The sequence below is a fragment of the Pseudonocardia sp. CA-107938 genome, from assembly GCF_050936315.1.
Classification (GTDB): Bacteria; Actinomycetota; Actinomycetes; order Mycobacteriales; family Pseudonocardiaceae; genus Pseudonocardia.
The window spans coordinates 1,588,406-1,613,950 of sequence record NZ_JBNJNA010000001.1 but is presented as its reverse complement, the minus strand read 5'-3'; the positions used below and the strand labels follow the sequence as shown (position 1 = coordinate 1,613,950).

Here is a 25,545-nt window from a genome sequence, read left to right as displayed (position 1 = left end):
CCCAGTGTGGGACCACCGGTCACGGAATCCACATCTCCCCGTCCGCGGATCCACGACTCGCGCGGGCGGGCAGGTGCAGTACCGCGACCGTGAGGTCGTCGCGGCCGCCCGCGGCCCGTGCCGCGGCGGCGAGCCTGGCCGCCGCCTCGCCGGGATCGGTGACCATCGCGCGGCCGGCCGGGCCCAGGACGCCGGCGATGGCTCCCGCAGTCGGCAGGTACCGCCAGAGACCGTCGGTGACCAGCACCAGCAGCCCTGGCACCCCCGCAGGGACCTGGAGCACGCTGGGCTCGGGCCGGTAGTCGCTGGCCGCCCACCGGGTCATGATCCCGCCGTCGGTGATGTCGCCGCCACGGGTGTCGTCGACGGTCAGCAGGTCGCCCGTCGCCGCCGGATCGGAGGGCACGACGTAGGCGCGGGCACTGCCGGCCCAGATGATCGTGATGCGCCCGTCCGCTCCGTGGTGGGCGGCGAGGTACGCCACCCCGGCGTGTCCGGTCTCGGGGGTGCGGCGCATCGCGAGGGCGTCCAGCCCGGCCTGGTGCGCGTCGCGGAGGGCGTCCGGCGGGGAACGGCCGGGCCGGTCGACGCGGTTCAGCTCGGCGCGGAACGCCGTCGCGAAGTCGATGGCCGCCAGCTCGGAGCCGGGGTAGCTGAACACGCCGTCCACGACCAGCGCCACCCGGTCGCCGTTCGCGAGCGGGACGAGCGCAGCGGCGTCCTGGTTGGTGCGGTTGCCGAGGCCGCGGCGGGTCGCGGCGGCCATGCCGGGGCCCGTGTTCTCGTCGTCGCCGTAGGGGTGCGCGACCCAGTCCCGGTGCGGGACGACCGCGTGTCCGTGCTCGCCCGGCCGGGCCGCCGCCTGCTTGCGGACCACGTCCTCGTGCGCGGCGCGCAGCCGCTTGGCCGCGAACCGTGCCCTCTCCATGACCTTCCAGCCGCCGATCGTGCGGTAGAGGTCGGTCGACCAGGCGTAGGCGCGGTCGATGTCGTGGCGCTTCAGCAGGAGCCGGGCCTCGGCCACCGCCGCGTCGCGCTCGGGGCCCGCGTGCAGGCGGTCGAGCCGGGCCGTGGCGGCGTCGAGCTCCTTGGTGATCTCGTGCAGCCAGTGCTCGGCGGTCGGGGGCAGCGGGTCGGAGTCGGGGGCGTGCGGCCGGGCATCGTCCGCGAGCCGGAGTGTGCGGTCGACCTGGTGCAGGTAGGACCCGGCCGCCCGCAGCGCGGCAGCAGCCCGCTCGCGCGCCTCGGCCAGCTGCGCGTACGCCTCGACCTCGGCCGCGCGGGCGGCGTGCAGCAGGTCGGCGGCTGCCCGACGCCGGTCCGCGAGGACGGCCTCGGCGCGGAGGGCGCGGACGTACAGCCGGTCGGCCGCGTCGGTCCGCCGCAGCTGCCTCCGCAGCAGCCGGCGCTGCTGGCCGGGCACGGCGCCGCGCCGCCACCACGTCACGGCGTCGGCCCGGACGGTGCGGGCGAACCGGATGGGCGCCGCGGGGTGGTCCGCCGGCCGTGGCCAGTCGAACCGGCCGGCCGAGTGCCGTGCCCGGTAGCCGAGTGAGAGCACGCGGCGCCAGGTGACCCCGGCGTCGTCGAACCAGCCGTCCTGCCAGTGGCGGAAGGCGAGGTCACCGTCGCGCAGCAGGTCGTACAGCGCCGCCAGCGCGTCCCGCTCGGCGGCGGTGACGCCGTCCGAGCCGAGCTCCACGACGGCGAGCGGGGCCAGGTCCGTGCCTCCGGGCAGCGCCGCTGCAGCGGAGCGCACGGCGTGGCGCAGCCGGGGCCCGGCCGCCCGCCACAGCCGGACCAGCTCGTCGGCGGCGCGGTAGCCGTTCGTCTCGTCGCCCGCGAGTGCCTGCATGGCGGCCAGCTCGGGGAGCGCGGTCGCCCAGCTGCCGCCGCCGTACTGCGCCTCCAGCTCCGCTGCGGTGACCGGTGCGCGCCGGCCCGCGATCAGCAGCAGCCGCTCCAACAGGGTGGCCGGCGCCGGGTTGGGGGCGGTGCCGGTCGCCGTGGCCATCGCCGTGCGCCACCGGCCGCGGTTCCAGGACCGCTGCGCCCGGCTGTGCTCTGCCTCGACGGCCAGCCGTGCCGCCGACCGCACCAGCCGCATGCCCGCTTCGAGCCGGCGCATCTCCGCCAGGCGTGCCGGGCTCGCCGCCGGGTCGCGGGCGCCGATCGCCAGCTCCTCGGTCTCCGCGGTGTCCCGGACGCTGCGCACCCGCTGGTCGGCGAGCTGCGCGACTGCTTCGAGGGGGTCGCTGCGCGGCTTGCTCATGCCCTTCAGCTGGAACTCCAGCGCCCGCAGCGCCGCCCGGGCGCGCCGCAGGTTCGGGTCGTCGAGGCCGTTGTCCAGGTAGTGCTGCTTGATCAGTTCGAGCAGCTCGCGGCGCGGGCCTTCCAGGTACTGCTCGCGCAGCTCGTTGCGCTTCTTCACGGCCGCCGCGAGCTGCTTCGCCCACGTCCGGTTCGACGGCGCCGGCGCAGCGATCGCCCGCGGGGTGCGCCCCTCCCGCGCGGCCTGCGCGTCCTCGGCTCGCTGTGCCTGCTCGCGCCACCGCTCGGCGAACAGCGCCCACAGCGCCTGGCCGAGCATCCGCTGGAAGTCGACGGCTGCGGCGTCGGTCGGACGGCCGGCGCGGCGCAGCTGGTCCGCAGCCCGTTCCAGGCCACCCGGGTCGGCCGCGAGGACCGGCACGACGAGCACGACCGTGTCGGGGTGCCCGTCGCGTCGCTGCTTCGCCGCAGCCCGATCGCGAGCCAGCGCGTCGGCGATCTCCGCGACGGACGGCAACGGCTCCCACTCGGGCAGCGGCTCGTGGATCTCCGCCACCATCCGGGTCCACAGCTGTGCGGCCAGTTCCTCGGCGAGACCCCGGTCCAGCGACCGTCCGGACAGCGCGAACGCGTCGAGCACCCGGTCCAGGTCCCGCCGGTACCCGGCGGCGCGGTAGGGCAGCCGCCCACCCGTCACGAACGTCCACCGCGGGGCCCGGCCGGGCGAGCGCAGTTTCCGCTTGCTGCGGAAGCCGTAGTAGCCGTGGCGGATCTCGTCCGGGTCGCGCCACAGCTTCCCGATCAGCGACACCGCCGCGGCCGCCACCGCGAACCGGGCGAGCACGGAGACCAGCGAGGTGTCGTTCGCCAGCACCCACGCCTTGTCGACCCAGGCCAGGTTGATCACGATCGCGGACAGCCCGGCCAGCACCGGGTCGAGGGCCTTGCGCCACAACAGCCGCGTGTCGACGGGCGAGAAGTTCTTGTAGTCCAGCCACGCGATGTACCAGCGGCGTTGCCGTTCGCTGCCGCCGGAGCCCTCGGCGGCGTTCTTCTGCGCCTGCAGCGCCTTCCGCTTGGCGTACGGGGCCATGAACCGCCCGACCCACACGTTGACGTACTCGGCGATCACGGTCGGCGAGGCGTAGACGAACGTCGCGGTCGCGACGGCGCTGAGCAGGTCGCCCCACGCGCCGGGGGCCAGCCCGCTGCCGAGCAGGCCCACCACGAACGTCACGGCCGCGGACAGCGTCCCGGACACCAGCGACTTGATGATCCGCGTACGGCCCGTGTCCTTCTTCTGCAGGATCGCGTTCGTGATCCCGACGCCGACCGCCATCGCGACCGGCACCAGCCACCACGGACCCGTGACCAGGTGGAACGCCTTCACCAGCCCGAACGCTGCGGTGAGCAGGTACGCCGTGGCCGCCGACGCCCAGGCCGCGAACCACGGCCGCGTCTGCATGCCGGACGCCTGGTTGGCGTACTGGCGTCGCAGCACGTAGCGGAACACCAGCCCGGCCGTGACCAGCGGCACCAGCAGCGCCTTGACCCCGAGCAACCCCGGCTGGCCCGTCAGCACCGGGAAGAGCGCGTCGACCGCCCTGGCCAGCGGTTCCGCACCCAGCACGGAGCCGACCCCGCCCAGCGCCCAGCCGGCGAGCCGCCTGGCCTGGCTGCGCCACGGCGGGCCGCGGGCCTGCTTCGGCGTCCACACCGCCCGGACCGCGGCCACCAGGCCGGTCGCTGCGACAACCGCTCCGACCGTGCCGGTCACCGCGCCCCCGCCGACGATCCCCAGCAGGCCGAGGGCGACACCTGCGCCGGTCAGGTACCCGGCGGTGCGCGCGTGCCGCGTCCGCAGCCGTTCCGCCACCGGGACGTCCATCCCGAGCCGCGTCCAGAGGCGGGTGCGGAGCCCGGCCCAGCCCCGGCCCCGGCCGGCGCGGTCGATGCGGCGCCCGGCCCGGACGCTCGGAACCCCGGCCGCGGTCGCGCGCTGCATCGCCGCGGCCTGACCGGCGTCGAGCGCCCGCCCGGCCGCCGCGTGCGCACGAGCCGCGTCGGCCAGGGTCGGGTGGGCCTCGGCGAACCGGGCCTTCACCAGCGCCAGCGCGAGGTCGAACCCGACCCCGTCGGCCAGCGGCGTGGCGACGCCCTGCCGGAACGCCCGGGCGAGCAACCCGCGCGCCACCGGCACGGACAGCCCCAGCTCCCGCGCGATCAGGTCGGTCGTGAGCCGCGTCCCGTCGAGCGCGGCCAGCCACCCGATCCAGGCGAGCTGCTCCGCGGTGACCGACCGGGCCGCCTCCCGCTGCTCACCGCGCAGCATCCGCGCGGTCGCCCCGACCGTCGCCCGCAACCGCGCGACGCCGCGGACCTGGGCCCGCAGCTCCCGCCCGGCCCGCGCACGTTCGACGGTCCGGCGCCACCCCCGACCCAGCGCCGCGACGCCCCGCAGCGCCCGGGCCTCGACCGCGCGCCACCGCTCGCCCGCACGCAGGCCCGCAGCCCGAACCGTGTCGACGGCGGTCTCCCACACCAGGGCGACCCGCCGGCCGGCGGCCCGCAGCCTGTCGACGGCCGTCTCCCAGGTCACGCCGATCCGCGTCCCGACCGCGTGCGACACGTCCCCGACGGTCGGCGCCGGCAGCGTCGCGACGTCGGTCCTGGTCAGCCCGGTCGCCCGCCGGACCGTGCCCGAGCGGACGCCGGCGGCGCGGGCCTCGCGGGCCACCCACGCGAGGTCCTGCTGGGTCCGGATCCGGGCTTCGTCGAGGGCCTCCGCCGTCCTGGCCCGGCGGGTGAGCGCGTCGCCGAGGTCGGCGGAGCGGACCGTCCGCTCGGCCCGCGCGACCGCGAGCAGGGCGGTCGCCGACAACCCGGGCGCCACGAGCGGTGCGGGCAGCGGCGCGGCGCCCGCGAGGTCCGGGTCGCTCAGCCGGGCGCGCACCCGGGCCGGGTGCAGCGCGAGCGCGGCGGCGAGGTCGTCGACGATCCGGTCGTCGGTGCGGCCGGCCTGCCGCAGCCGGTCGGCGAGCGCCGGCACCCAGCCCAGCCTGGCCTGCAGCTCCAGCTCGGCCCGGCGGGCTGTCTCGCCGGCGCGCCGGTGCGCGTCCTCGGCGTCCGCGAGCCGCCGCCGTGCGTCGGCGACGTCGGTGCGCAGCGTGCGGACGGCCGCCCGCCGGCCAGGCCACCAGAAGACGCCGGCGGCGAGCGCGCCCGGCTCGGCAACCCCGTACCGGGCGGCGGCCAGCGCAGCCACCAGCCCGGCGACGAACAGCACGACCGCCCCGGCCGTGCGCGTGAAGATGGTCCGCGTCGGCTGCGGGGGGCCGCGCGTGCGCGTCTCGGGATCGCCCGCGTGCGGCTGTGCTGCGCGGCCACCGGTGGCGCCGCCGGATCCGGCCCGCGGCGACGGCGACCGCTCCGGCTCCACGCCCGACGGGTTCGATCCCCCAGCGCCGGACCCGGGATCCACGATCGCACGGACCTCCTCCGCGCTCAGGCCGGTCAGTGCGGCGATGCGCGGCACCGGGACCCCGGCCGCGGCCGCCGCCCGCACCGCGTCCTCCAGCGCGCCGGGGCGCTGCGCCTGCAGCTCGGCCAGCCGGCGGTTCGCCGCGTCGACGCGGTCGGCGGCGTCCCGAACCGCGCTCTCCCGGACGTCCTGCGCGACGACCACCTGCGCCAACGCCTCGGCGAACGATCCGGCCGACTCGACCGCGTCGCTGGTGTAGCTGCGGACCTCGGCCGGGTCCAGGCCCAGCAGCCGGGCCACCTGCGCCACACGGACGGCGTCGACGGCAGGGTCGGCCGTCCAGGCGTCCGGGGCGCCGTAGAGCCGGCCGACCGCCCCGCGCTGCCAGTCGGCCAGCTCGGCGTCTCGCGCGGCCAGCTCGGCCCGCGCCTCGGCCAGCTCCGCCAGTCCGTCGCCCAGCGACTCGTCCAGCCCGGCCAGCGTCGACCGCAGCTCGCGCAGCGCCGCCCTGCGCTGGACGCCTGCCCGCCACCAGCCGGCGAGGTCGCGCGCCCGCGCAGCCCAGTTGCGCGTCCGCTCCGGATCGCCACGATCCCGGACCTGAGCCGGGACGAGGTCGTCCAGGGCCAGCAGCGCGAGCATCCGGCTGTACGCGTTCACCGCGGGCGCGGTGACCAGCCCGACGCCCGCCTGCGCGACGAGCACGCCGGGGTGGCGCACGCTCGGATGCGGCACGCCCGCGGCGTCACCGCGCAGGATCGCGAGCCGGTCGAGACCCAGCAGCCCGCGCAGCTCCTCGACCAGGTCGCCGCTGACCTGCCCCGGCGCCAGGCCTGCGGCGAGCGCCAGCGCGTCGGCCAGCTCCCGCTCCCCCCACTCCGGGGCGGTGGCCAGCTCCGCCCGGCGCTGGACGGCGTCGAGGTCCGCGTCCGGCTGCAGTTCGCGCGGCCCGGCGGCGAGCTTGCCCGTCGCCGAGGCCAGTGCGCGTGCCTCGACCGACAGCCCGTTGAGGTGGCCCACGAGCGCGGCCTGCTCGTCGACGTCCAGGTCGCGCTGCGCCTCCGCGACGGTGACGACCAGTTCGGACCCGCTCATCCCGAGCCGGTCGGCGAGGTCGGTCTGGTTCGCGAACGCCGTGGTCGCCTGCTGCGCGAGCTGCCGGAACGCCACGACGTCGGCGGGTGTCATCGGCCGAGCGCGCAGCGCCCGCGCGGGGATCAGCGCCGCGAGCCGGTCGGCGGCGAGCACCTGCTCCTGCGAGGTCGGGTGGTGCTCCACGGCGAAGCGCTGCGCGTCGGCGCGCGCCTGCAGGTACTGCTCCGCGGTCAGCCCCGGCACCGGCTCGGCGGCCCGCAGCGCGGCGAGCTGGTGCAGGTCGACGCCGGCGGGGTTGGCCGGCAACGCGGGGAGCTCGGCGAGCTGCGCACCGCTCAGCACGGCAGCAACGGAGTCGGTCCCGTCGGCGGCGCCGTGCCTCGCTGCGGCGAGCCGCGCGTTCGCCGCCGTCTCAGCGTCGTGGCGCACCAGGTCGAACACGGTGTCGGCCGCGGCGCTGTCGAGCCGCCCCGTGACCTCGACCGGGCCGCGCTCGGCGACGAACTCGACGGGCGCGTGCTCGGTGACGACCCGGTCCTCCCACGAGCGGTGGACCCGCGTCACGCCGTGCTGGCCGTTGCGGCCGGACCGGCCGCGCAGCTGGTCCTCGATCCGCGCGTTGCGCGCGGTGCCGACGCCGATCACGTGCAGGCCGCCGCCCTCGACGTCGAGGATCCTCAGCTCTGCCGCGATGTGCGCCGCTGCCCACTCGGTGGCCCGCGCCCGGGCCTCCGCGTAGCCGGCCACGCCGCTGGCCAGGTCCGGGTGGTGGCGCTGCAGGTACTCGGTGACGAGCGCGTCGACCGCACCGCCGAGCTGGATGTCGCGCGCGCGGCCCGCCATGTCGGTCGCGATCGTGACCGCGCCGCGCCGCCCGGCGTGCGCGATCACCTCGCTCTCCCGCGCCACGTGCATCGCCTTGGCCGTGATCATCTGCGCGGCGACGCCCCGCTCCCAGAGCAGGCCCTCCATGACCAGCGCCTCGGCCACGCTGCCGACGCGGATCAGCACGGGGAATCCGTGCGCGTGGGCGTCGAGCGCGTCGGTGAGGGCGGCCCGCCGGGCAGCCGCCGCCGTCGCGTGGTTGACCGGGGCGTGGTCGACGCGCCGCGATCGCCGGTGCGGCTCGATGTGCACGACCTGCTTGCCGTAGTTCGCGGAGAACTGCCCCCGGCCGGCCTTCCCGCCGGCGGTGCCGGTCATGCCGGCCCACTCCCCCTGCGCCAGCAGGTCGGCGACGGTGAGGGCGGCGATCGTGCGTGACGGGGGCTTGACCCCGGTCCTGCCGAACTCCTTCAGCTCGACGGCATCGTGCCCTTCGCTCAACCGGCGCCCGTACAGCGGCCGGTTGTCCTCGGCGAGCAGGACGATCTCGCCGTTCTCGACGAGGTAGTCGACGTCGCGCTGCAGCCCGTGCCGTGCCCTGAGGGCGTTCTCCACCCGCTGCCGCAGCACCGCCTTCGCGGCGTCCCCGAGGCCCAGCGCGTCGAGCTGCGTGTCGAGCCACCCGCGGCCCGCCTCGGTGAGCCGGTACGTGCGCGGGTCGTAGTGCCCACCCGGGTTGTCCCTGGTCGCGGGCGCGAGCACGTCCGCGTCGGCGATCCGCTTCGCCCACGTCAGATCGGCGAGTGCCGGCCGTGCACCCTCGATCTGCTCGCTGAGGACGAACGGCGCGACGTCGTCGAGCAGCAGCTGGTCGACCTCGTCGAGCAGCCGCCACACCGGTGCCTGCCGGGTGCCGTCCCGCAGGACGTCGAACGCCTCCTCGCTGAGCGCACCCACCTTGATGCGGGCAGCGTCGACCGCGGCCTTGCCCTCGCTCGACCGCTGGGCGGTGTCCAGCTCGACGCTGCGGCCCAAGGGCTTGGCGATGCGCCTGACCTGCTTGAAGGCGTCCCAGGCGTAGGCCTCGTTCGGGCTCAGCCACTGCACCTGCCCGCCGGCCCGTCCTTCGAGCAGCGAGCGGGCGACGACCGCGACCGCACCCGTGAGGGTCTTGCCCTCCCCGGTGAGCATCTCGATCACGTGGCCGTCACGCGCCAGCGCGACGGCGCCCATGACCTGGCCCTTGCGGGGCGCCTTGTCCGGGTCGACGCGGCGCGCCACCTCACACGCGATGGCCACGCACTCGACGACACCGTCGGCGAACGCACGCTCGCCGTTCTCGACCTGCTGGGCGACCTCCTCGGATCGTGCGACCAGTTCGTCGTAGGACTGCTTGCGGAAGCCGCGGACGTACTCCCTCACCTGCTGCCAGGCGGCCTTGTACTGCGCACGGGCCTGGCGGCGCTGCTCGATCGCGTCGCGCAGACCGCTCTGCTCACGAACCGTGTTCCGGGGCGCCGGGGGCGGCACGCCGCCGAGGTGGTTGCCGTCCATGGTTCCGGGCACGCCGGGGTTGCCGGGGCCGGGTTCACCGATCGTTCCGGCCGGGCGGTCGTGTCCGCCGTCGCCCTGGTCCTCCTCGGGCCCAGCGTGCGACCCGTTCTGCCGCTTGCCGCCCGCGAGCTCGCCGGTCGGCGTCACCGGCAGCGCCTCGTCACCGGGGCCGCCCGGGACGACCGGGTCGGCTGGTGGCGGATCACCGGGGGCCGGACCGCCGGGCCGGGCATCGCCGCCGGTGGCCGGCTGGGTCGGCCCGTCGGGCTCGGCGCCCTTCCCGGTCGGCGACGCGTGCGGATCGTGTCCGACGAGTGCGCCGACCTCGTCGTAGGCGAAGCCGTCCAGGTTGCCCTGCTTGACCTGCTCGAGGACCACGGCCTTCTGCAACGGGGTCAGGTCGTCGCCGAGCCCGGCCAGGAACTCCTCCACCGTGATCACGTTCCGGCCGCCCATCGCGGCGGCGACCCGCGACCCGTTCGGCACCGGACCGGCGACGGGCTCGTGCAGGACGTATCCCTGGGGTTGCGCGGCCGGCGTCGGGGTCGGCGCGGGCCGCACCGGCGCGGCGGGCGTGGGCGCCACCCGCGTCGGCGCGTAGGCGATCGTGCCGTCGCGGAACGTGAACCCGGGCAGCTCGCCGTCCTTGATCAGGTCGACGATCTCCGCCTTCGTCTTCGTGGAGGTGAACAGCCCGAGCCCGCGCCGGAACTCCTCGACGGTGACCTCGCCCCGGCGGCCCATCGCCTTCTCGGCCATGACGGCCTCGGGCGTGCGGGCCGCCTCGACCACGCGCAGGGCGGCCCGGGCCTCGGCCCGGGTGACGCCGGTCTCCCGCACGACCTCGGTGACCGTGGGGCGCCCGCCCGCGCGCACCGTCAGGTCACCGATCCGGCTCAGCAACGGCCCCAGCTGCGCTTCCTGCAGCGCGAAGCGGACCGTGCCCTTGCTGATGCCGAGCTCGGTCGCCAGCTCACCGACCGACGGTCGGATCCCGCCGCGGAGGGCGGTCAGGTCGGTGATCCGCTGGTTGATGCCCGGGACGTCCCCTTGCAACGCCCCCTGCCGGAACGTCGCGATCTTGCTGCCGGCGAGCTTGACGCCGCCACCGAGCAGCCCGAGCGCCCCGATGCCGGTGTCGATCCAGAACTCCGTGCGCTGGGCGGGAGTGAGGGTGTCCCAGTCGCGGATCGCGGTGTAGGTGGAGTAGGCCATCTGCCCGCCCATGACCACGCCGCCGACCGCGCCGGCGGCCCTGCCGGTCGCCTGCAGCGCGCCGACGGCCTTGAGCGCGCCGATCTTGGCCACGAGCCCGCCGCCGACGACGATCAGCGACGCCCCGGCCGTGATCCACAGGGACCTGGCGGTCGGATCCGACCAGCTCGTGGACTGGTTGTGCTGGCCGCGGGCGATCAGCTCACCACCGGCCGTGGCGCCCATCGCGACCGCGCTCGTGACGAAGGAGACCGTCGCGATCGTCGAGGCCGCCGCCGCGAGGGAGGCAGCGCCGAGCGGCGCACCGACGCCGGACACGATCAGCGCGACCCCGCCGACGACCATGGCCCCGCGGCCGACCCACTTGCCGACGGTCTTCCACGTCGGTTCGTCGTGCCCGGCGACGTCCTGCAGCCGGCCGGACTCCCCGATCGGGGCGTCGAGGTCGGCGGCGATCAGGACCCTGTGGTCCTCGGCGAGCGAGTTGTACTGCTGGTAGTCGTGCCAGTTGTCGAAGATCCCGCCCTCGGCGTCGACGAGCTTGGTCTGCCCGTCCGCACCCCGTACGCGGAACAGGACCGTCTCCACGGGGTAGCCGTCGCCGGGCTTGTTCGGGTCGTTGATGTAGAGCTGGACGATCCCGACCTCGCCGGCCTTGCCGGCGTCGGCCGCGCCGGCGTTCTCCCCGCCGATGCTGCGGATCGCGTCGAGCGCCTTCTGGGCCTTCTCCCGGTCACCCCCGTTGAGCTGGGTGAGCATCTCCTCCATCGTCTCCGGGTCCACCGCCCGGATCATGGAGAGCTGCGCCTCCTGCTCCGCCGCCGTGAACGCGGACGCCCAGTTCGCGATCTCGTTCCGGTCCCGGTGCTGGTAGAAGTCGCGGACCTTGTCGTCGGCGTAGGAGTAGTAGCCGGGCGAGTTGATCGCGGAGTTGAAGACGTACACCATGTCGGGCCGGCCGCTGGACGGCATGGAGAGCAGGTGCCGAGAGTCCCTGTCGGGGTTCTCCCGCCACACCAGCAGGCCGTCGGCACTGCGGAAGCCGAAGTCCTGGGCGACCGTGTCGTACGACAGGCCGTTCACCACGGCGAGCCGCCCGAACACCTCCGCGAGCGCCTTCTCCTGCGGATCGTTCGAGTTCGACAGGCGGCCGACGATGCCGTCGAGGGTGGTCTGGAAGCCGTTCAGCCGCTCCAGGTCCGCAGCCATGACCGGCTCGCCCGCGTTCTTCGCGATCGCGATGTCGAACGCGCGCAGCCGGGCCGTGTCCGGCGCCACGCCAGGCAGGTTCGCGTTCTTCACGAACGTGCCGAGATCGAGCTTGACCCGCCCGATCGCCGCGCTGTCCGCGTTGATCCCGTTCTCGAGCGCCTCCACCCGGGCGACGTCGGACTGCGTCGCGCCGTGGCCGAGCAGCCAGTCGACCTGCATCTCCAGGGCGAGCGACCGCCGCCGCACGTCCTCCTGGTGGCCGATCAGGCTGTAGCCGGCGACGCGGCTCGCGTCGCTCTGCGCCTTCTGGGTCGGGGTGAGCTCGACGTACGGCACGTGGTCGGCGATGGCCTGCGCCTTCTCCTGCGGGCTGGAGACGATCACGTTGCCCTGCGCGTCGAGCGGCTGGCCCTTGCGGTTGACGCCGAGCGCCCGCTGCAGCTCGACGTTGCCCTCGACGAGGGAGCGCACCTGCAGGTCGCCCGGCAGGGTCGGCGACTCCGCCGCGCTCCTGGCGCGCTCGTCGACGAACGGGCGCTGGTACTGCATCGTCGCCAACGCGCCGGCGATCCCGCGGTTGAGCGACATCCGCTCGGCGCGGGCGTTCGCGTCCTGGATCAGCTCCAGGTCGTCGGCGTACCTGCTCGGTGAGAAGGTCCCGTTCCGCAGCGCCTGGTCGACCCGGGCGGTGGCGGCCTCGACCTGCGGCAGCGTGCGGAGGTAGGTCTGCGTGTCGTAGCGGTCGTCCGCGTCGGCGTTGACGGCGCGGGCGGACGCGAAGTCCTTCTCGGTGTCCGACAGGGGCCGCAGCGCCGCGTCGTAGAGCCGCCGCTGGTCCGGGGTCAGGTTCGCGTAGGCGGCCGCGTCCAGCGGCGGCAGCGGGTCGCCCTCCTTGTAGCCCAGCGGGGCGAGGATCCGGGCGAGCATGCGGTCGGCCTCGGTGCCGCGGTACTCGCGCCGGTAGTCCGGGTCGATCAGCGACATCCAGCCGGGGGTGACCTCGCCGCGCCCCTCCGTGCGCAGGTCGTCGCGGTTGGACACGCACCCGGAGACCCCGACGCCCGAGCCGCACGACCAGCCCTCGTTCAGGCCGTACTTCTCCGGGTCGGTCCGGTTCGGGTACAGCAGCACGACCGGGTTGCAGTCGGCCATGCCGCGGCACTCGAGCTTCGTGACCTGCCCGTTCGAGCCCATGGTCTCGCCGAGGCACGCACCGCCGCTGCCACCGAGGTGGCAGGTCATGAACCCGTAGTTGCCGTTCTGGTCGCGGTAGCCCTGGGTGTAGTGGCAGCCGACGCCACCGCAGTAGGCCGCGTCGCCCTGCGGCGTGAAGCTGGTGACGTTGCCGTCGCCGAGCATGGTGACCTGGAAGTAGCCGGCCGGGTTCTTGCTGGTCCAGTCACCGCCGAACTCGTCGCGCATCTCGCACATCGCGGTGCACGCGCGCTGGGTCGGGTCCACCACCTCGCCCGGGTGCTGCACCGAGCAGATGTCCTTGCAGTTCTGCAGCGAGACGTCCCGGTTGCCGGGCACGGTCTCTGTGCAGAACCCGACGCAGCCGAAGCTGCCGCCCCGACCCGGCTCCAGCTCCGTGACGGCGGAGACCCGGAAGGACTCCAGCGAGCCGTCGTGGGTGAAGAGCCGGTCGTTGTGGTTGGTGATCGCGCGGCCGTTCGGGAACGTGATGTCCCCGGTCTGGCCCGTCACCGCGTAGACACCGGGCGCGAGCACCCGGCCGTCCGGGCCGTAGCCGGGGGTGATCAGGGAGACGTTGTTGCCCGGCCCGTCCTCGAAGTTGGCGCCGTCGCCGTTGGCGTGGACCACGACGCCCTCGGCGGAGGTGAACGTGCTCCGGCCCGTCCCGGCGACCTGGAACGTGGCCTGGCCCGCGGTCGTGGCGCCGAGCTTGACCCACGCCGCGTTCGACGTCAGCTGGTCGAACCCGGGGGCGTTCGTGACGGCGGGCGGCAGATCGACCTTCGGGCCGTGGTAGGCGACGCCGCCGAACACCTCGCCGTCGAACGGCGCCCGCGGCCGGTCGACGATCCGCAGCGTGGTCACGCCCTGCGGGTTGGTCGGGGTGACCTCGACGTTCGCGCCGGTGCGCCCGTCGGTGACCCGTCCCCGGCCGCCCGTCCACACCTGGACGTTGCCCGCGGCGTCCTCGCTGACCCGCGCCGACCGCTCGCCGGTGACCTCGTGGCGGCGCGTGTCCGACGGACCCACCGTGACCGACGCGCCGTAGGTGCTGCGCGGGTCGCCCGCGTTCGGCGTCCACGTGGCCTGCGCGCCGCCCTGGTCACCGAACGTCCGGCGCCCGTCGGAGCCGGCCGGCAGCGCATCGATGCAGGCCGCGTCGCAGGTCCGGGCCGCCTGCCCGCGATCCTTGACGATCATGACGCGGTTGCCGTGCTCGTCGATGCCGGAGAACGACCCCGTCTCCTCGGGACCCATCGCCGCGACGTCGGCAGCGGTCGGGGCCCTGGCCCGCTGCTGCGCCGCCCACACCTCCTTGCCGGACGGGACGAGCTGCGTGAACACCGGCGTCGACATCGACTGCCGGAAGTTCGAGCAGTCGCCCGTGCAGCCGACGTCGTTGCCGTTGCGGTAGAGGCCGCAGCCGTTGCCGCTGGAGCCGGAGCAGTCGCCGAACCGGCGGGCGTTCCAGATGCCGCCCGGGTCGTCCCACGTCTGCTGCTGGGTCCAGCTGATGGCGAACTCGATGTGCGCCGCGTAGTGCTTGCTGCAGTGCGCCTCGTTCGAGCAGGCCACGCTGGTGCTCGGGTTCCCGTACCGGTCGACGGTCGCGCTCGCGAACACCCAGCCGCCGCTCGCGCCCATCGCGCCGCCGCCGGAGTCGCTCGCCCGGGCGGAGGCCCACGACCCGGTCGGCGACGACGCGTACGCCGAGACGCTGACGCTCCAGTGGTGGCTGCAGTCGGTGCCCGCGCTGCCCTGGCAGGACGCCGACGCCTGCGCGAACCCGTTCCTGCTCTCGGCCGACGCGCTCGTCGCGACGTAGCCGCCGCCGATGCCGCCCAGGCCGAACCCGACCGCGTCGGCCTTCGCACCCCGGGCCCTCGCGTGGCTCTCCGCACGGTAGGAGAACGCGCAGGCGACACCCGTGCCCGTGCACGACGCGGACGCCTGCGCCACCCCGTTCGCCGGGTCGACCAGCGCGCTGGTCAGCGCCTCGCCGGAGCCCGTGGTGCCGGTGCCACCGGCGACGCCCTCGGCGTGGACGCCGGGACCGTTCGCCCGGCTCTCCGCCCGGAACTCGAACGCGCAGGTGCCCCCGGTGGTCGCGCAGGCGGCGCCGGCGAGCGCGTACTCCGCGCTCGCGGCGACCCGGCTCGACCCGGCGCACTCGCCTCCGGTCCCGGCCGTGCAGTCGGAGCGGGCCGTCGCGGTGTTCGTCCCGTGCGGCGACGCGGCCGTCGCGTTGCCCTCGGTGTGCGTCGTGCAGGCGGTGCCGGCGCAGCTCGCGCTGACCTCGGCGAAGCCCTGCGCGGCCGAGGCACCGGTGGCGGCGCTGCACCTGCCGGTCGCGGCGCAGGTCGCCGTACCCGTTGCCCGGACCTGGTCCGCGCCCACGGCGTTCGACGTCGACGCGGCGTGGGTGGCGCAGCCGCTCGCGGTGCCGTTGTCGCAGGCGACCGACACCGACGCGCTCGTCGTCGCGAACCGCTCGTCGGGCGCGGCTCCCGGGGCCGATGTGGCGACAGTGGTCCCGACGCTGATCTGCGCCTGGCAGACCGTGGTGCCGTCGCAGCGCGCGTCCCCGGTCGCGGTGCTGACCGCGCCGCCGGCCGTCGCCGATGCGCTGCCTGTGACGGAGCCGGTGCACCCGATCTCGGGGCACTCGACCTCAGCGGTGGCCCGACCGCTGCCGGTCGTGGTGGTGGCCTCGCTCCCGACGCCGCAGCCGGACGTCGCTGCGGTGCAGGTGGCGGTCGCGGTCGACCCGCCGGCGGTGCCACCGGTGGTGGCTGCGGTGCACCTGGTGCCGGTGCAGCGCGCGGTCGCGGACGACTGCGTCAGGCTGTCCGGCGCGTCGGTGACCGGCTTCGCGGCCAGCGCAGCGGCCTCGGTGGCCGTCGTGCGCGCGTCCTTCGCCGCGGCGGCGGCGTCGGCGGCGGTCTGCTTCTGGGCTGCGGTCGCGCCCGGTCGGGCGGCGATCCTGGCGGCCTCCGCGGCGAGCTGCTCGGCCTTCTTCGCCTGCTGCTCGGCCTGCTCGGCCTGGTCGTTCTGCTGTTCCGCCACCATGTCGGCGACGACCTGGCCTGAGCCGGCGGCGGAATCGGTCTGGACGTGGCAGCCGCTCTGCGACGTGCGGCAGCTGCCGGAGGTGGTGGAGGTGCCCGCCGCCGGGGGACCGCGGACCCCGCCGGCGCCGTTCAGCGACGTGATCCCGGCATCGCCGGAGGCCGAGGTGCGCGCAGTGCCCGTGCACACCGCGTCGCCGGCGCAGTCCATCGTGGCCGAGGCCATCGACCAGCTCGACGCGCCCGGCACCGTCGGCCCGCCGGAGTTCGCGGACGACCCCGGTGCCGCCGGCAGGTCCTCGTGCTGGCTGTCGGCCGGGGCGTCGCCAGTGGTCCGGGTGCTGACGGTCGCGTTGTCGGTCGAGCGGGCCTGCACGAGCGGACGGATGATGTTCGCGTTCGGCTCGCTCGACGCGCCGGAGTTGGTGACCGCCTGGCACACCCCGCCCGCCACGCCCTCGCACGAGCCCTCGGACCGCGAGCCCCGCAGCTCCGCCGACACCGCCGGGTCGGTCGCGCCGGCGGCGCTGGTGACCGTGCCGGTGCACCGCTGCTGCCCCTCGCACAGCAGCGCTGCGCCGGCCGCGGACGCGGCCGACGGGCCACCGGTCATCCGCGCCGCGTTGACCGCCTCCTGCCCGGACAGCGCCTGCGCCGCACCCGGCCCGGTCGAGGCCGTCGACACCGACTGCACCTGGCAGCCGCCGGTGCCGCCCGTGCAGGACGCGGTGCCCTCCGAGGTGCGCGGCCGGCCACCGTCCACCGCGCCGTCCCAGGCGCTGGTCGTGGTGCGCACCGATCCCGAGCACGTGCTGCCCTGCTCGCAGGCCAGTGCCGCGTGCGACGTCGAGGTCGACGACGGCCCGGTCGCCGGCCGGCCGGTGACCGCGTCGACGAAGTCCGGCGCGCTCGATGCGGCCGACGCGGTGTCGCCTGCGCAGCCACCGCCGGTGACCGTGCACTCCGTCGTGGCCGCGGTGCCGCGCGCCTCGGCGGACACCGCGGTGTCCCGGGCGCTCGTCGACGACGTCGCCGTGGCGCCGCACTCGGTGGCCGCACCGGCGCAGTCCACGGTGCCGCCGGCGTGCGAGACGCTCACTGGGCCGGTCCTGCCGCGATCGGCCACGGCGGTGTCGGCGGTCGTGCGGCAGCTGCCCCCGGCGCCGCGCGCGGAGCACGTGGAGGAGCCGCTGCTGTCGCGCACCCCCGGCACGTCACCCGAGGCGCCGCCGGTGGTGCCGCTCGTACCGGACGCCGCGCAGGTGGCGGCCGCGCAGCCGGTCCAGCTGCCGGCGTCGCTGGACGCGGACACCCGTCGGGCGTCGTCGGTGACCTGCGAGTCCGACCCCACGCCGCAACCACCCGCAGTCGCCTCGCACGTGGCGGAGGCGGTGGTCGTGCGCGCCGGGGAGGTCGCGAGCTCAGCGGCCCGGGCGCCGGTGGTGGCGCTGGACGCCTTCCCGCTGCAGGCCGCGGTGCCGCAGTCGGCGTCCGCGCCGGCTTCGCTGGAGACTCGCGCGTCGCCGTCGGTGAGAACGGTGCCCCGCACGTCGATCGCGCTGCGCACCTCGGTGCCGGCGTGGGCCTGGCAGTGGCTGCCCGTCGCCGCGCACGACGCCGTGCCGGAGCCCGTGCGCTCCGCGCCCGCTGCGACCCCGCGTGCGTTGCCCGCCGTGGCCGTGGTGCCGGAGCCGGTGCAACCGGCGCCGCAGTCCACGTCCACCGCCGCGTGGCTGCTGCCCGCGCTGCCGCGGTCCCAGCCGTTGGCGTCGGAGCGGCTGCTCGTCTCGCAGCGACCGCCCGCGACCGTGCAGTCCGCCTTGCCGTCGGTGGCCTTCTGACCTGCGTCCGTGCTGCCGTTCGCCGAACCGGTGCAGTTCGCGGTGCAGTCCACGGCGGCGGTGGCGACGACGTCGTCGTCGCCGAGGTCGACCCGGCTGCGGACGCCGCAGCCGTCCGGGCCAGCACAACTGGCCAGGCTGCTACCGGCACGGTCCTCTCTGGGCACGGTCGAGTCCGTACGACATCCGCCACCGCCGGACGCACACTCCGCCGACGCTCCGCGGCGATCCGCCCGGCTGGACTGATCACAGCCGGAACCGTCGCACCGGGCGGACGCCTTGCTCACCGCGCCGTCGGCCCCGCGCGTGGACGCACTGCTCCCGCAGCCGGTGGCATCGCACGACGCCGCGGCCCGGGAGTCGCCGGACGTCGAGGACGCACCACACCCGGACGAGATGCCCGCCAGGCAGACCCTGCGCTCGGTGTCCTGCTCGCCGTCAGCCGAACGCGTCGCCGACCCGCAGGCGGTGAACGCCCCGTCCGAGCCACACCCTGCGGCCGCACCCGGGCCGTCCAGATCGTCCGTCGACACCGTCGAGACGTGTCGACCCGTCGCGGCCATCAACTCGTCGGTCGCGCCGAAGACCTTCGCGCGCTGCTCCTCGTGCGCCTGGACGTTCTCGTCGTGCGCAGCAGCGGACACCTTCCCTGCTGCGACCTGCTGCTCCTCCGCGGCCAGCCGCTTCTCGCTCGCGTCGAGCTCCTCGTGCCCGTCGACGACCTCGTCGACCAGCTCCGCGCGATCATCGGACAGCTCTGCCCGATCCGCCTCGTACTGCTTCTCCAGCTCCTCGTGCGCCGCGGCCTGCTCGGCGTAGTCGGCCTTCGTCTTCCTTCCCGCGGCGACGTCCTTCCCGGCCTGCTCAAGGTCCCGCGCGCTCCTGTCGACCTTGATCCGGCCGTCGAGCACCTTCTCGGTCTGCTCCGCCGAGTCGTCGCCCCAGTGCTCGTCGTCCCGGTGCTCGTCGTCCCGGTGCTCGTCGTCGTCCCGGTGCTCGTGCGGAGGTGCCCGCATCCTGGTGGTGGAGGACTCCCGGGACGACAGGGTCGACACCTCGTCCGCGCTCGGCGTCGAGCAGCCGTCCTCGGCGCAGTGCTGCTGACGCTCGGCCGCGGTGCCGGCCAGGTGGTCGGCCACGGCTTCGCGGACCGCACCCTGGATCCGGTGCACATCGTCCGCCGACGCGCCCGCGACCCGACCGGCATCGCGCACCAGCGCATCGACCGCCTCGCCGGCCTGGTGCTCGTCCTCGCCGTCCGCGACCCGCTGCACGACCTCGCCGACCCGCTCCACCAGCCGGCGCACATCGCTGCGCCGGTCCATGTCCTCAGCGCCGCCGTCACCCCGGCCGTCCTCGCCAGCGGTCTGCCGCACGACATCGCCGCTCCGCCCCGCCGGCCGGTGCTCGTCCTCGTGCCGGTCCGCGTGCTCGGCCGCGCCGTCGCGACCCCGCGCAACCGCATCGACGACGTCCGTCGCCCACCGGCGCACCTCGGTGTCGACGTCACCCTCGCTGTCGTCACGGTCGGCGCGGGCACTCTGCTCCTCCGCCCGGCTAGGCGCCCGATCCTGCGCCGCGCCACGGGCATCGCGCTCCCCCGCCTCCGCGTCGTCGCCCGCACCGTCGCCGTCCGCGGTGCGGTCATCCGCCGAGCGCTTCTCCGGCCGCGTCTTCTCCTCGACCTTCTCGCGAACCTCGTCGACGGCTCGCTCGGCCGGGCCGTTCCGGTCGTCCGCGCGCGGCTCGTCGGAGGCATCGGCGTCGTCGCGATCCCCCTTCGACGCTGCCTTGCCCTTGGCCGAGTGGAGTTCCGATCCGCTCTCCTGCGGTTCGTCGTCCTTCTTCGACCCGCGGTCACCGCCGTCGCGTTCCGGCGAGCGCTCCTCGCTGTCCGCCGACCGGGTCCGCGATTCCTCGCGATCACCCGAATCGGTGGAGTCGGAAGACTTCTGCCGATCACTGTCGGAGTGCTTCTCGGAATCGTTCTCGCCGTCGTCGGACTTCTCGTCCGATCGGTCGTGCTCTCCGTCGGAGTCCTTCTCGTGCTTCTCACCGTCGGAGCCGTCCGACTTCTCGTCGTGCTTCCCCGAGTCATCGTCGGACTTCTCGCCGGAATCACCGTCACCGCCGGAGTCATCGCCGCCACCACCGCCCTTGCTGCTGTCGCCTCCCTTCAGCGGGCTCGACTGGACGGTCATCGGCGCGACCGTCGCCGCGGACGCGGGCGTCGCGAGGAACGCCGCCCCGATCCACAGCACCACCACGGCACCGGCCAACCCGAGCACCCACCGCATGATCATCAGCACGTGGTCCATCACCGAGAGCCGCAGCACCACGGCGTCGACGCCCACGCGCACGGCAGGGTCGACGACCCCACCCACACGTGATGACACCCGACCCATGACGGAAGCTCCGGAGATTCGCCGCGCACACGCGGAGGAGAGAACGGACGACGTACGGGCGCGCGACCAGGGACCGGTCCGCGAAACGCCCACGCACGGACCACCGGTGCACGTCGCGCCTGAGGCGAGCGACCCGCCGGGCAGTGGCCCGGTGCCGCACCTTCCCCGTCGGGTCGCGAGTCGTCAGCAACCAACGGGCCCGGTGCGGGCACCCGGAAGACTGCCGGCGTCCCGCGTACGCCGGGCGCCCGCGAGATGGCGGTTGATCGCCATCCAGATGTCTTCTTGGTGAAGCCGCTCCGGGCCGGTCGCGGAGCGCGCGCCGGCCGTCCGATCGGACGGCGAACCCCGTGAACGGTGTGCGAAATGGTGTTCCGGCGCGGATAGTGATTCGAGCAGCCTCGCCCGCCGGAATGACCGCGGCCACTCACCAACCGGTGCCCGAACACACCGCTGACCGCGGAAATCGTGACGGCGAGTTGCGCGTCTCAGCGGGCGCCCGGGCCTGCGCGGCCACGGGACCGACGACGGCCTACCCTTCGTCCGTGCCGAACCGGGCGGGTCTGCTGCGTAAAGGTGGCTCCGCCGCGTCCGTCGCGAGCAGCCAGTTCGCCGTCGCCGGCGCCAACTACCTGCTGCTCGCGCTCGCTGCCCGGCACGTCGGGGCAGCCGGGTTCGCCGTCCTCACCTCGTACTACCTGTTGATCAACACCGTGGGCCGAGGCGTGTTCGCGGCCGTCGAGCTGGAGACGACCCGCTCGGTGGCACACGCCCGCGCCACCGGCGTCGACGACGTCGCCGTGCGGCGCGCAGCGCTGCGCCAGACCGGGTTGCTGCTCGTCGGGGTCGCCGTGCTGATCGTGCTCGCGGCACCGCTGACGGGGCCGGTGTTCGGGTCCGAGCTCGGCTCGCTGCCCGCCGCGCTCGGCCTGCTCGCGCTCGGCGCGGTCGCGATGGCGGCGTCGTACCTGCTGCGCGGCCCGCTCGCGGGGCACCGCCGCTACGGGCTCTACGCGGGCACGTTCTGGGCGGAGGCCGCCGCAGGCGTGGCGGGGGCGGTGGTGCTCGCACTGGCCGGCGTCACGTCGACGACCGCGTGGGTGGCGGTGCTCGCGCTCAGCCCCCTCCTGGCCGCGGTGCTGCTGGCGCGTCCGGCGACCCGGCCGGGCCCGCCGGGCCCCCCTGGCGACGCGGGTTCGACGCTGCCGGCCGTCGCCTGGTCGGCCGTGCTGTTGCTGGCCGGTCAGGGCGTGTGGAACATCGCGCCGGTCGTCGTCACGTCGCGGCTGGTGGACGATCCCGCGACGGCCGCAGGCTTCGTCACCGCGGCCGTCATCCTGCGTGCCCCCGTGCTGCTGTTCCCGTCGGTGCAGGCGTTCCTGCTGCCGGCGTTCACGGAGATGACCAGCACCGGTGACGACCGGGCGCTGCGGCGCACCGTTCGCCTGCTGGGCGTCGCCATCGTCGCGGGCGGGGCGCTCTGGGTCCTGCTCGCGATCTTCGTGGTGCCGTTCGTGGCGCACCTGGTGTTCGCCGCGACCGTCACGCCACCGGCGTGGATCATGGCGCTGCTCGCCGCGTCGACCGCCATCGGGGCGTTCGCCCAGATCGGGCAGACCCAGCTGGTGGCGCAGCGCCGGCCGGCCGCGGTCGCCGTGGCCTGGACGGTCGGGCTGGCCGTCCTCGTCGCACTGGCGCTGGCCGTGCCCCCGGTGTTGACCGCAGGCACACTGGGGCAGCTCCTCGGTGCCGTCGCGGTGGTGGTAGTCATTGCCCTCGTACGCCGACCCCGGGAGACGACATGACCGGCCCGAGCGTCGGCGTGGTGGTGCTCGCCTACGCCGACGAGCCCTACCTCGCCGACTGCGTGACGTCGGTGCTCGCCTCCCGCGACGTCGACGTCCGGCTGGTGCTCGTCGACAACGCGTGCACGCCGGCCGACCTGCAGCGCGCGATCGACGCGGTCGGCGACGACCCGCGCACGGCGGTGCTGCGCCCCGGTCGCAACACCGGCTTCGCGGGTGGCTGCAACCTCGGCGTCGCGCAGCTCGACACCGAGTTCGTGGCGCTGGTGAACTCCGACTGCGTGCTCGAACCGGACGCGCTGGCCCTGCTCGCCGCCGAGGCCGCCCGTCCGGGCGTGGGCCCGGTGATGGCGAGCGTGCGCCTGGCCGACCAGCCCGCGCTGATCAACAGCGCTGGCAACCCGGTGCACCTCGTCGGCCTGTCGTGGGCCGGGGAGATGAACCTGCCGGAGACCCGCACCGAACCGTTCGACGTGACGGGCGCGAGCGGCGCCTGCGTGCTGCTCGCCGCGTCGACGTGGAAGGCGCTCGACGGGTTCGACGAGGAGTACTTCGCCTACCTCGAGGACACCGAGCTGAGCCTGCGCTGCTGGCGCACCGGGCTGGCCGCGCGCTGCGTGCCGACGGCGGTGGCCCGGCACCACTACGAGTTCTCGCGCAACACCAACAAGATGTACCTGCTGGAGCGCAACCGGCTGATGCTGCTGGCCACGGTGTGGCCGGCGAGGGCGCTGGCCCTGCTCGCCCCGCTGCTGCTGGCGATCGAGGCGATGCTGACGGTCTACGCGGTCGCCGCCGGATGGGGCGGCGGCAAGGTGCGCGGCTGGGTGTGGCTGTGGCGGAACCGCACGCACATCGCCGCGCGGCGGCGGCTCGTTCAGGGCGAACGCTCGGTGCCCGACCGCGAGTGGATGACCCGCCTCACGCCGAACCTCGACCCGCAGGCCATCGGCCCCGCCCCCCTCACCCGCGTCGCGAACGTGGTGTTCCGCGGGTACTGGGCGGTGGCGCGGCGGATGCTTTAGCCACTTGGGCGCCCACACCTCGGGTATCGTGATGGCATGCGGGCAACCATCGACAGTGCCGGACGATTGGTCATCCCGAAGCAGTTGCGCACCCGGCTCGGTTTGACGCAGGGCGAGGTCGAGGTCGAGGCGGACGGCGCGGACCTCCGGGTGCGGCCGATCGCCCAGGACGCGCTCGTCGAGGAGGACGGTTGGCTGATCGTCCCAGCGACTGGTCGGCCACTCACCGACGACGACGTCCGGGAGTTGCGCGATGCCGACCAGCGCTGACCTCGGCCCCGAACTTCTGGTTGACACGAGCGTCGCGGTCGCCCTGTCCGTGGCGGACCACGAAGGTCGGCGAGCCGCACGAGTTGTTGCCGAGGGCCGCCGCATCGGGCTGGCCGGCCACGCGGCCTTCGAGACCTATTCGGTGCTGACCAGACTGCCGCCACCTGCGCGGCAGACCCCGGCAGCGGTCACCCGGCTGATGGCGGCCAACTTCCCGTACACGCGGTTCCTGTCGCCCGAGCACGCTGCCGACGTGCTCGCACGGCTCGCGAAGTCCGGCATCGCCGGCGGATCGGTGTACGACGCGCTGGTCGGAGCAACCGCCGTGGAGCACGCGCTGCCTCTCGTCACACGTGACCGCCGCGCGCTGGGCACCTATCGGGCGCTGGACGTGGACGTGGTGCTGGTCGGCTGAGCCGTCATTCGCCCGGCACGGTCAACCCGGGCTCGTCCGGCTCGGTGTCCTGCCGCTTCTCCAGCTCGTCGAGCCGCAGGTGCAGGGCGCCGACCTCCTCGGCGAGCCGCCGCGACTGGTCCTCCAGCAGCCCGACCTCGCGGGAGAGCTGCAGCGAGACCGCGAACAGCACCACGACCGAGCCGAAGAACAGCAGGTTCGACGGGGTCTGGATGCCGACGAGCTCGGCGAAGCTCTTGAGCAGGGTGGGGAACACCGCGAGCACGAGCGTGGCGATCGAGATGAGCACCCAGATCACGGCGTACTTCTCGCGCAGCCGGCGTCGCCGCAGCAGCTCGAACACGAGCACCAGTGCGGCGACGGCGACGACGACGGAGACGATCGTGAGGCGGGTGGTGGGCATCAGCTGTCCCGGCCGTCCTGGGGGCGGCGGCGGACCATCGCCAGCCCGATCGCGACGACGACGCGCAGCAGGTACACGGCGGAGCGGAACGGGTTGGTGCTGGCCGTGCCCGTCTCGCGCAGGCGCATGACGACGGGCACCTGCCGCATGGTGAGTCCGGCGCGGTGGGCCATCACGAGCGCCTCGACGGTGTCGCCGAGGTACTCCTCGGGGTAGTGCTCGGCGAACAGGCCGAGCGCGCGCCGGTTGACCAGCCGGAAGCCCGACGTGGGGTCCTTGACGGCGGTGCCGACGATCATCGACATCCCCACCGACAGCATCCGCATCGCCCACCGACGCGGCCCGCGGACGGCGTAGTCGCCCTTCCCGGCGAACCGCGAGCCGATCACGATGTCGACGGTCGGGTCGGTGGCCTGCACCTCGAGCAGGGTGGCGATCTCGGCGGCGTCGTGCTGCCCGTCGGCGTCGACCTGCACGACCTGCGTGTAGCCGCGGTCGCGGGCCCAGCGGTAGGCCGCGCGCATCGCGCCGCCGACGCCGAGGTTGAACGGCAGGCGCATCACGAGCGCACCCGCGGTCGTGGCCCGGGCTGCGGTGGCGTCGGTGGATCCGTCGTCGACGACGAGCACGTCGGCCGCGGGCTGCGCGGCGAGGACCTCGCGGACGACGCGGGCGACGCTGTCCTGCTCGTTCAGCGCCGGCATCACGATGAGCAGCTCACCGGTGCCGGGCAGGGCGACCCGGCGCGACTGCGCGGGCTGCGGGGCCGGCGCCACTGCCGGCAGTTCCCCTGTGGTCACGGATTCCTCGCGACGGTGACGAACTCGTTGTAGGTGAACACGCGCCCGGTGAACCGGGGCAGCGGGAACGAGTACTGGCGCTCGACGACCAGACCCAGCTCGGCGGCGAGCGATGCCAGCATCGGCTGGTCGGTGAAGACGGTGTGCGTCGGGTCGGACGCGAACCCGCGCTCCTGCGGGCAGATCAGCACCACGACGGCCCCGGACGCCAGGTACGGCAGGTACGGCTTGAGCACGGTGCCCGCCTCACCGGCCGGCAGGTGCTCCACGAGGTGCGCGGCGAGCATCCCGTCGAACAGCGGCGCGGCGGGCGGCTCGCCGAGGAACTCGTCGACCGTGTACGCGGTCAGGCCGGCGGCGCGGCACTCGGCGACGGAGTGCGGGTTGTGGTCGACGCCGACGCTGCCCGCCGGGAGGTTGACCAGGTTGCGCCCGATGCCGCACCCGACGTCGAGGGTGCGGCGCCCGCCGAGCAGCCGCTGCAGGTTGCGCCGGTACGGGGCCTGCACGTCGAGCCGCTGCTTCCAGCCGGCGCGGGAGCGACCGGTGAGCCGCGCGGTGTAGGCCGCCGACGCGGTGGCCGGCTGCGCGTCCGGTTCCGGGTCCGTCACGGCGTGAGCGTACCCACCTGGCCAGTGCGCACTCCTTGTGGCTCACTGTGAG

General features: G+C 74.9%; 8 protein-coding genes. 4 read left to right on the top strand and 4 right to left on the bottom strand.

Features of this window, described 5'->3' with window-relative positions:
• Positions 1-19: 19 nt before the first annotated feature.
• Entirely contained in the window at positions 20-20,155 is a 20,136-nt protein-coding gene (locus tag ACQEVB_RS07985) for a DUF4781 domain-containing protein (protein ID WP_432966969.1), read from the bottom strand.
• 554 nt (positions 20,156-20,709) lie between these two features.
• Here ACQEVB_RS07985 and ACQEVB_RS07980 point away from each other — a divergent pair.
• Genes ACQEVB_RS07980 through ACQEVB_RS07965 form a run of 4 tightly spaced genes read left to right on the top strand, consistent with a single transcriptional unit; the run spans position 20,710 to position 23,679 of the window.
• Positions 20,710-21,969, top strand: a complete 1,260-nt coding sequence (locus ACQEVB_RS07980) for a hypothetical protein (RefSeq protein ID WP_432966967.1) — start codon at positions 20,710-20,712, stop codon at positions 21,967-21,969.
• Complete coding sequence (locus ACQEVB_RS07975) at positions 21,966-22,994, top strand: glycosyltransferase family 2 protein (protein WP_432966966.1); 1,029 nt, start codon at positions 21,966-21,968, stop codon at positions 22,992-22,994. Before ACQEVB_RS07980 ends, ACQEVB_RS07975 begins: the two co-directional genes overlap by 4 nt.
• Before the next feature lie 36 nt (positions 22,995-23,030).
• Positions 23,031-23,264 carry an AbrB/MazE/SpoVT family DNA-binding domain-containing protein gene (locus tag ACQEVB_RS07970; RefSeq protein WP_432966964.1) on the top strand — a complete coding sequence of 78 codons (234 nt, stop codon included), beginning with the start codon at positions 23,031-23,033 and terminating at the stop codon, positions 23,262-23,264.
• Positions 23,248-23,679: a type II toxin-antitoxin system VapC family toxin gene (locus ACQEVB_RS07965; protein WP_432966962.1), complete on the top strand. Its 432-nt coding sequence runs from the start codon at positions 23,248-23,250 to the stop codon at positions 23,677-23,679. Before ACQEVB_RS07970 ends, ACQEVB_RS07965 begins: the two co-directional genes overlap by 17 nt.
• 4 nt (positions 23,680-23,683) lie before the next feature.
• Here ACQEVB_RS07965 and ACQEVB_RS07960 read toward each other — a convergent pair whose 3' ends face one another.
• The 3 genes from ACQEVB_RS07960 to ACQEVB_RS07950 all read right to left on the bottom strand — a co-directional run bounded on the left by ACQEVB_RS07960 (position 23,684) and on the right by ACQEVB_RS07950 (position 25,493).
• The gene (locus tag ACQEVB_RS07960; RefSeq protein ID WP_432966960.1) at positions 23,684-24,082 is read right to left on the bottom strand and encodes a DUF2304 domain-containing protein; all 399 of its coding nucleotides are present in this window, start codon (positions 24,080-24,082) and stop codon (positions 23,684-23,686) included.
• On the bottom strand, positions 24,082-24,786 hold the full coding sequence (locus tag ACQEVB_RS07955) for a glycosyltransferase family 2 protein (RefSeq protein WP_432980224.1): 705 nt from the start codon (positions 24,784-24,786) through the stop codon (positions 24,082-24,084). Before ACQEVB_RS07955 ends, ACQEVB_RS07960 begins: the two co-directional genes overlap by 1 nt.
• A 92-nt stretch (positions 24,787-24,878) precedes the next feature.
• The gene (locus ACQEVB_RS07950; RefSeq protein WP_432966958.1) at positions 24,879-25,493 is read right to left on the bottom strand and encodes a class I SAM-dependent methyltransferase; all 615 of its coding nucleotides are present in this window, start codon (positions 25,491-25,493) and stop codon (positions 24,879-24,881) included.
• Positions 25,494-25,545: the final 52 nt, after the last annotated feature.

Coding starts and splice junctions, on each gene's coding strand:
- ACQEVB_RS07975 (WP_432966966.1), top strand. CDS start 21,966: ATGACCGGCCCGAGCGTCGGCGTGGTGGTGCTCGCCTACGCCGACGAG.
- ACQEVB_RS07970 (WP_432966964.1), top strand. CDS start 23,031: ATGCGGGCAACCATCGACAGTGCCGGACGATTGGTCATCCCGAAGCAG.
- ACQEVB_RS07965 (WP_432966962.1), top strand. CDS start 23,248: ATGCCGACCAGCGCTGACCTCGGCCCCGAACTTCTGGTTGACACGAGC.
- ACQEVB_RS07960 (WP_432966960.1), bottom strand. CDS start 24,082: ATGCCCACCACCCGCCTCACGATCGTCTCCGTCGTCGTCGCCGTCGCC.
- ACQEVB_RS07955 (WP_432980224.1), bottom strand. CDS start 24,786: ATGCCGGCGCTGAACGAGCAGGACAGCGTCGCCCGCGTCGTCCGCGAG.